This window comes from Mycobacterium sp. (genome assembly GCF_032162105.1).
GTDB lineage: Bacteria > Actinomycetota > Actinomycetes > Mycobacteriales > Mycobacteriaceae > Mycobacterium.
This window is the reverse complement of the sequence record NZ_JAVRPS010000450.1, coordinates 1-6,402: the sequence shown is the minus strand read 5'-3', so window position 1 is coordinate 6,402 and position 6,402 is coordinate 1. Positions and strand designations below refer to the sequence as shown.

Annotated in this window: 8 protein-coding genes; 4 read left to right on the top strand and 4 right to left on the bottom strand. The window is 66.3% G+C overall.

Features of this window, described 5'->3' with window-relative positions; all coding sequences use genetic code 11:
• Positions 1 to 682: nitronate monooxygenase (locus QOC69_RS23210; RefSeq protein ID WP_526444001.1), on the bottom strand; the 682-nt coding region annotated here is incomplete at its 3' end.
• Between the two features lie 190 nt (positions 683 to 872).
• Here QOC69_RS23210 and QOC69_RS23205 point away from each other — a divergent pair.
• Positions 873 to 1,517, top strand: a complete 645-nt coding sequence (locus QOC69_RS23205; RefSeq protein ID WP_526443999.1) for a fatty-acid--CoA ligase — start codon at positions 873 to 875, stop codon at positions 1,515 to 1,517.
• A 39-nt stretch (positions 1,518 to 1,556) separates the two neighbouring features.
• Here QOC69_RS23205 and QOC69_RS23200 read toward each other — a convergent pair whose 3' ends face one another.
• On the bottom strand, positions 1,557 to 2,330 hold the full coding sequence (locus tag QOC69_RS23200) for an HAD family hydrolase (RefSeq protein WP_526443997.1): 774 nt from the start codon (positions 2,328 to 2,330) through the stop codon (positions 1,557 to 1,559).
• A gap of 258 nt (positions 2,331 to 2,588) precedes the next feature.
• On the opposite strand from QOC69_RS23200, the gene QOC69_RS23195 reads away from it, so the two are divergent.
• Positions 2,589 to 2,993: an STAS domain-containing protein gene (locus tag QOC69_RS23195; protein ID WP_526443995.1), complete on the top strand. Its 405-nt coding sequence runs from the start codon at positions 2,589 to 2,591 to the stop codon at positions 2,991 to 2,993.
• Between the two features lie 54 nt (positions 2,994 to 3,047).
• Positions 3,048 to 3,503, top strand: a complete 456-nt coding sequence (locus QOC69_RS23190) for an ATP-binding protein (protein WP_526443993.1) — start codon at positions 3,048 to 3,050, stop codon at positions 3,501 to 3,503.
• Here QOC69_RS23190 and QOC69_RS23185 read toward each other — a convergent pair.
• Positions 3,497 to 4,573 (bottom strand): NAD(P)H-dependent amine dehydrogenase family protein, encoded by a 1,077-nt coding sequence (locus QOC69_RS23185; protein WP_526443991.1) that lies wholly within the window; start codon positions 4,571 to 4,573, stop codon positions 3,497 to 3,499. The genes QOC69_RS23190 and QOC69_RS23185 overlap by 7 nt on opposite strands.
• 101 nt (positions 4,574 to 4,674) lie before the next feature.
• On the opposite strand from QOC69_RS23185, the gene QOC69_RS23180 reads away from it, so the two are divergent.
• Positions 4,675 to 5,418 carry a glucose 1-dehydrogenase gene (locus tag QOC69_RS23180; protein ID WP_526443989.1) on the top strand — a complete coding sequence of 248 codons (744 nt, stop codon included), beginning with the start codon at positions 4,675 to 4,677 and terminating at the stop codon, positions 5,416 to 5,418.
• A gap of 27 nt (positions 5,419 to 5,445) precedes the next feature.
• Here the strand turns inward: QOC69_RS23180 and QOC69_RS23175 are convergent, their stop codons facing one another.
• A complete protein-coding gene (locus tag QOC69_RS23175; protein WP_526443987.1) occupies positions 5,446 to 6,288 on the bottom strand; it encodes an alpha/beta fold hydrolase in 843 nt (280 codons plus the stop codon).
• Positions 6,289 to 6,402 lie beyond the last annotated feature (114 nt).

Here is a 6,402-nt window from a genome sequence, read left to right as displayed (position 1 = left end):
TACCGCCCGCGGCGAGCACCGGAACCGGTGCGACCTCCTTGACCACCTGCGGCCACAGCACGATCGAGCCGACCTCGCCGGAGTGTCCGCCGGCCTCGCCACCTTGGGCGATGATGATGTCGACGCCTGCGTCCGCGTGCTTGCGGGCCTGGCTCGGCGAACCGCAGAGCGCGGCGACCTTCCTGCCCTCTGCGTGGATGTGCTCGATCATGTCGACCGGCGGGGTGCCGAGGGCGTTGGCGATCAGCGTCATCTTCGGATGCTTCAGCGCGACCTCGACCTGTGGGGTGGCCGTCGCCTCGGTCCAACCGAGCAGTCGCAACGTGTTCTCGTTGTCCTCCGCGGTGAGCGGGACACCGTGATCGGTGAGGATCTTCTTGGCGAAGTCGAGGTGCTCCTGAGGCACCATGTCGGCCAGCATCTTGCCGAGATCGTCCGGGGACAGGTTCGAGTCCATGCCTTCGTACTTGTTGGGGATCACGATGTCGACCCCGTAGGTGTGCTCGCCGATGTTGGCATCGATCCAGTTGAGCTCGATCTCGAGCTGTTCGGGGGTGAAGCCGACCGCCCCGAGCACGCCGAAGCCCCCCGCCTTGCTGACGGCGACCACGACGTCTCTGCAGTGCGTGAAGGCGAAGATCGGGAACTCGATGCCGAGTTGGTCGCAGATGGGGGTGTGCATGCCTGCTCCTCTAATGCCACTCGGTAGCTAACTGAAACGTGTTCTAGTTTAGCCCCCGCCCGCGTGGGCGATGATGCTAGGTCGCGCATCCACGATGCGCGTCGGTGCTCGACACTGTGCGAGAACCGCAATACCGTTTTTCGCTACCCCCATTGACAGCCGCAATCGTGGCGGCGAAGGGCGATGACCGATGACGCATCGGCTGACCCATTCGCTGGTTCTGGCATCGGACTACCGCGTGCCTGACCCGGAACGGGTGTGGCCGCTGCTGGAGAGTCGGCAGGATGCGCTCGCCGACATGGGCGCGCACCACGTGCTGGTGTACGCGTCGACCACCGACCCGGGACGGGTGCTGGTGTTCATCGCCATCCACGCCCGCGAGCCCGTGCTCGAACTGCTGCGCTCACGGGTCTTCTTCGAGTGGTTCGACGCCGTCGGGGTCGAGGACATCCCCGCGGTTTTCGCGGGCGAGGTGGTCGAGCGACTCGACGTCGCAGGGCGATCCGGGCCCGCCGCACCACAGGTGATGGTTTCGTTGGTGACCCTCGTCGAAGACGTGCCGAATCTCGTTGCGCACGTTCGCGAGACCGTCGACGAACTCCGCACTGCGGGGATTCGGAACGTCCTGATCTTCAGCGCCTTCGACAACCCACGCGAGGTGATGCTGCTGCTGCAGATCGACGACGAAACCCACGCGCGCCACTGGTTGCGTTACTCCGGGATGGCCGCCGAGTGGCTGGGCAAGGCGGGCATCGGCGCGTATCTGCCCGTCTTCGTCGGCAGGTTCCGGCGCATGATCCGCATCGACGAGGTGACCCCGACGGGTGATCGCTGATGTACGTACGCCTGTGCGCGGGCCGCACCGTGCGCGCGATCATCGACGCCCGGCGACCTTCCGCAGCGGCCACGCCGGTATCCGACGCCGGTCCGAACCGTTGACCACCAGCACCGGCCAACCGCGGCGCGCCGCTTCTGCGGCCAACCCCGACCGCGGGTTCACCGGCCGAGGCCGACCGACCGCCCGCATCGACGGGATGTCCTCGTCGCCGTCGGCGTAGAAGTAGCTGCTGCGCAGGTCGACGTCGTGGTCGGCGCCGAAGCGCCGCACGGCATCGGTCTTGCCGGTGCCCCATACGATCGGTTCGACGATCCCGCCGGTCAGGCGCCGAAGGCCGTCGACCACGAAGTGGTTGCACACCACGTTGGTGATGCCAAGGTAGCGGGCCACCGGTTCGGCGTGGATGGTCAGGGCCGACGAGCTGAGCACCACGGTGTGGCCACGGTCCTGGTGTGCGGCGACGACATCACGCATGGCGGTGAACACCCGCGACTCGATGTGCCTGCGGAACAACGCCTCACCGAGCTCGTCCAGTTCGTCAAGCGATTCGCCGCGAAGATAGCCGGCCGCCCGCGCGATGAGTCGCTCGAACTCCATCCGCCCCAATCGGTACCGCACCGAAGCCTCGATCACACCGAGCACCTCGCCGATCCTGGCCTGGCGGCGCCGAATGCGGTGCCCGGCGTGCGCGGTCGCGGTGAATCCGGACACCAGCGTGCCGTCGAGGTCGAAGAATGCGCCGACCCGGGGCCCGGCCGGATCCGACGCGATCTCCGCCAACTGGCGGGCGAAGGGCGTCTCGGGGTCCATGTCGCTCCTGCGGTCGCGGCGCACCGGGCTGGGCTTGCCTCGAACTCCATTCCAGCATCAATCGGCCACGGCTGCCGAGGGGCGCCGGCCGCGTCCCGCTGGCGACATCGCGGGATCGCATCGGATAGGTTCGACCTAGGCAGTTTCGTGCTTGCCAGGTTCAGCCGGAAGCCTCGCGAGCATGAAAGCGGTGCCGCCTCGCATCCAGCGGAGGTGGCCAGACAGGGAAGTTGGGCATTGGACGATCAACGCGAGGCAATGACCGACAAGACAGTGACCGACAAAACAGCACCGAACGACGAGACGACCCCGGCGTCCGGTTCGACGTGCGTGGTCAGCGAACGGTCGGTCGACGGCGTGACCATCGTCGCCGCATCCGGCGTGGTCGACATGCTGACCGCGCCGCAGCTCGAGCAGGCACTTAACGCCGCCCTCGACAAGAAGCCAGGAAACCTCGTCGTGGACCTGACCGAGGTGGAGTTCCTGGCGTCTGCGGGAATGGGTGTGCTGGTTGCCGCCCACGACGAGGCGGGCACGGTCACCCGCCTGTGTGTCGTCGCCGAGGGGCCGGCCACCAGTCGGCCGCTGAAACTGGTCGGAATTGCCGACATCGTCCCGTTGTTCGCCACTCTCGACGAAGCGATTGCGTCACTTCGCGGGTAGACACGCTTAGCCAGAGCTCCGACCGGGTAAGCATCAGCTGTCATGATCGATGCAATGCCTTCCGCAAATGTCGCCAACGCTGAGCGCTTCGAGCGCGTCGGCATCACGGCGAATGCTCAGACGGCGTCCCGGACCCGTGACGAGTTCGCCGCCTGGCTTCGGCAGTGCTTCGACCTGGACCCGATCCGTTCGAGCGACCTGGTCCTCGCGATCAACGAGGCCCTGGCCAACTGTGCCGAGTTCGCCTACCTCGAGTGCCTGGGCACGGGCACCATGGATCTACTGGCGTGGCACGACGTGGTCGAATCCACCATCACGGTCCTGGTGTCGGACCGGGGGTCGTGGCGGACGCCCGCGGAGCACAGCAGCCGCAGCCGCGGACGCGGCATCCCGTTGATGGAGGCGCTGTCCGACCGGACGTCGATTCAGACGTCGGACCGCGGCACACACGTCACGCTGGAGTGGGCCAACGTCGTACGCGCCGGCCTGCGGCCTCGCACGAATCACTGAACCGCGTACAGGCCCTTGCCGGTGACGAGCGGCAGGTCCAGCGTGGTCCGGATGCCCGGGGCCGCCGCCAGCACGTCGGGAATGGCGTTCACGATCCGGCCTGCCGCGGCAAGGATGGCGGCGTAGTTGTGATCGCCGTTGCGGCTGGTGGGGCAGATGTCGACGACGTACGAGGGTTCACCGGTGATCTCCACGCGATACGACCCGCCCGGCTGTGCCGGTTGAGCCCAGTCCGGGCGTAGGTCTCCGCGAAGCCGGGTGATGTGCTCGACGACGATGACGGGCTCACCCTTGACCATGCCCTCGATCTGAAACCGGAGCGCTGCGACGGTGCCCTTGGCGATGTGTCCGGCGGCGACGTCGAAGTCCTCGGGAGCGGGTTCCTGTTCGACCGAGTCCTTGATCACGTCGACCTCGACGCCGAGACCCGCCGCGAGCTGCCGGATGGCCGTACCCCAGGCGATGCTCAGGACGCCCGGCTGGAACAGGATCGGGAAGTCGCCGATGGCCTTCCCGAAGCCCATCACGTCGAACATCACCGTCACCCCGTCGTAGGTGGCGTAGTCGGCGATCTCCATGGTGCGCACCTGCTGAATGCTCTGGCAGGTACCGGCCAGCGCAAACGGAAGCAGGTCGGTCGCGAACCCCGGGTCGACGCCGGTGATGAAGATGGTCGAATCACCCTCTCGCGCAGCCTCTTCGACCCGGTCGATGTACTTGTCGGGTACCACCTGCCACGGGTACTGCAGCACGCCGGGCGCGGAGCCCACCACGTTGATGCCGAGGGCCAGGATGCGACGGATGTCGGCCATCGCCTCGGCCAGGCGCGTGTCGCCCATGGCGCAGTACACGACGCAATCGGGCTTGGCGGCCAGCACTGCGTCGAGATCGTTGGTGGCGGCGACGCCCGTCGAGGTGTCCAGGCCTGCGAGCTCGCCCGCGTCCTTGCCCACCTTGGCCTCCGACGACACCCAGACCCCGGTCAGGTCGAAGCGTGCGTCGTTGACCAGTTGCCTCAGTGCGAGGCTGCCGCAGTTCCCGGTGCCGATGAGCGCGACACGGATCGCCATGCTGTTTCTCCTCCGACGGATGTCATCGGAGTATGCGTGCTGAACCCCGAAATTGGAACAGGTTCTAATTTCCGAATCCGCGTGAGGTAGCCTGACTCGTCATGGGACGAGTGGACGAAAAAGTTGCACTGATCAGCGGCGGGGCGCGGGGGATGGGCGCCGCTCACGCGCGGATGTTGGTCGCCGAGGGCGCAAAAGTGGTCATCGGTGACATCCTCGACGACGAGGGCAAAGCCCTTGCCGACGACATCGGTGACTCCGCCCGCTACGTCCACCTCGACGTCACCGAGGCCGACCAGTGGGATGCGGCCGTCGCGACCGCAGTGGGGGAGTTCGGCAAGCTCAACGTGCTGGTGAACAACGCGGGCATCGTGGCGCTTGGCCAGATCGGCAAGTTCGACATGGCCAAGTGGCAGAAGGTCATCGACGTCAACCTGACGGGAACGTTCCTCGGCATGCAGGCCTCCGTCGAGGCGATGAAGTCGGCTGGCGGCGGATCGATCATCAACGTGTCGTCGATCGAGGGACTGCGCGGCGCCCCGATGGTGCATCCCTACGTGGCATCCAAGTGGGCAGTTCGCGGCCTGTCGAAGTCAGCCGCGCTGGACCTGGGCAAGTTCAACATCCGGGTCAACTCGTTGCACCCCGGCTTCATCCGCACACCGATGACCAAGCACTTCCCCGACGACCTGGTCACCAGTCCGCTCGGCCGCCCCGGCCAGTCCGACGAGGTGGCCACGTTCGTGGTGTTCCTCGCCAGCGACGAGTCGTCGTTCGCCACAGGTAGCGAGTTCGTGGTGGACGGCGGTCTGATCACCGACGTCCCACACAAAGTTCTCTTCTAAGCGGGCGTCTTCTAAGCTGCCGTCTCTCTAAGCACGGGCTCCCACGGTGGCGATCGCATCGACCACCGCCTGCGGGGCGTCGAGCGCGACGAACGTCCGCGCACCTGGCACCTCGACCATCGTCGCGTTCGGGAACAGCGCCGCGAGCCTGCGGCCGAGCGACGGCGTGAAACTGCGGTCGGCCATTCCCCACACGATCGTGACCGGCTTGGCGAACCGTGGGAGCCGGGTGGCGACATCGGTGAGATCCATTGCGCCGACACCACGCAACAGCGTGGCCAGATTCTGCGCGATCCGCCGGTCGGTGCTCATGGGCTCCACCCACGACGCTGTCAAGGCGTCGTCCTCGGGTCGCAGCAACAGTCCGTAGCCCAGGGGCGAACGCCTCAGCGCGGCGACCTTCATTAGCTTGGACAACAAACCGATCGACCGCGGCCCCCGCATCATCGCGAACACGACGGTGAACGGGAACGGCGGGAACTTGTCGAAGGCGTCGCAGTTGGTCAGCACCAGCCGGCCCACGCTGTCCGGGTGGGCATCGATCAGGAGTTGGCACAGGCCACCGCCGGTGTCGTTGCCGACCAGTGTGACGTCGTGCAGGTCCAGCGCGCCGATGAACTCGTCGATCATCTCGGCCACCGTTGCCGGCGTCAGCTCCACTCCCTGGTCCACCGGCACGGTATGCGACCCGAGCGGCCAGTCCGGAAGGATGCAGCGAAACCCGTTGCGCGCCAACTCTTCGGCGACCTTCAGCCACAGCTTGTGGTCGACCAGGATGCCGTGGACGAACAGGATCGGGGGATGGGACGAGTCGGCCGGACCCAACTCGCGGTACTCGATCGTGGCTCGTTGCAGCTTCGCCTGCGGCATGTCGGTTACCCTCCTGATGAGAACTTACGAACACTCGGTATGAAAGTTACGTGCAGACTGTATGAAAGTCAACGGATGGTGTTGAAAGACGAACCGGCGGAGCGCCGGACCCAG

Bases quoted from the DNA above. Each gene is read 5' to 3' on its own strand.
- QOC69_RS23205 (WP_526443999.1), top strand. From the start codon at position 873: ATGACGCATCGGCTGACCCATTCGCTGGTTCTGGCATCGGACTACCGC.
- QOC69_RS23200 (WP_526443997.1), bottom strand. From the start codon at position 2,330: ATGGACCCCGAGACGCCCTTCGCCCGCCAGTTGGCGGAGATCGCGTCG.
- QOC69_RS23195 (WP_526443995.1), top strand. From the start codon at position 2,589: ATGACCGACAAGACAGTGACCGACAAAACAGCACCGAACGACGAGACG.
- QOC69_RS23190 (WP_526443993.1), top strand. From the start codon at position 3,048: ATGCCTTCCGCAAATGTCGCCAACGCTGAGCGCTTCGAGCGCGTCGGC.
- QOC69_RS23185 (WP_526443991.1), bottom strand. From the start codon at position 4,573: ATGGCGATCCGTGTCGCGCTCATCGGCACCGGGAACTGCGGCAGCCTC.
- QOC69_RS23180 (WP_526443989.1), top strand. From the start codon at position 4,675: ATGGGACGAGTGGACGAAAAAGTTGCACTGATCAGCGGCGGGGCGCGG.
- QOC69_RS23175 (WP_526443987.1), bottom strand. From the start codon at position 6,288: ATGCCGCAGGCGAAGCTGCAACGAGCCACGATCGAGTACCGCGAGTTG.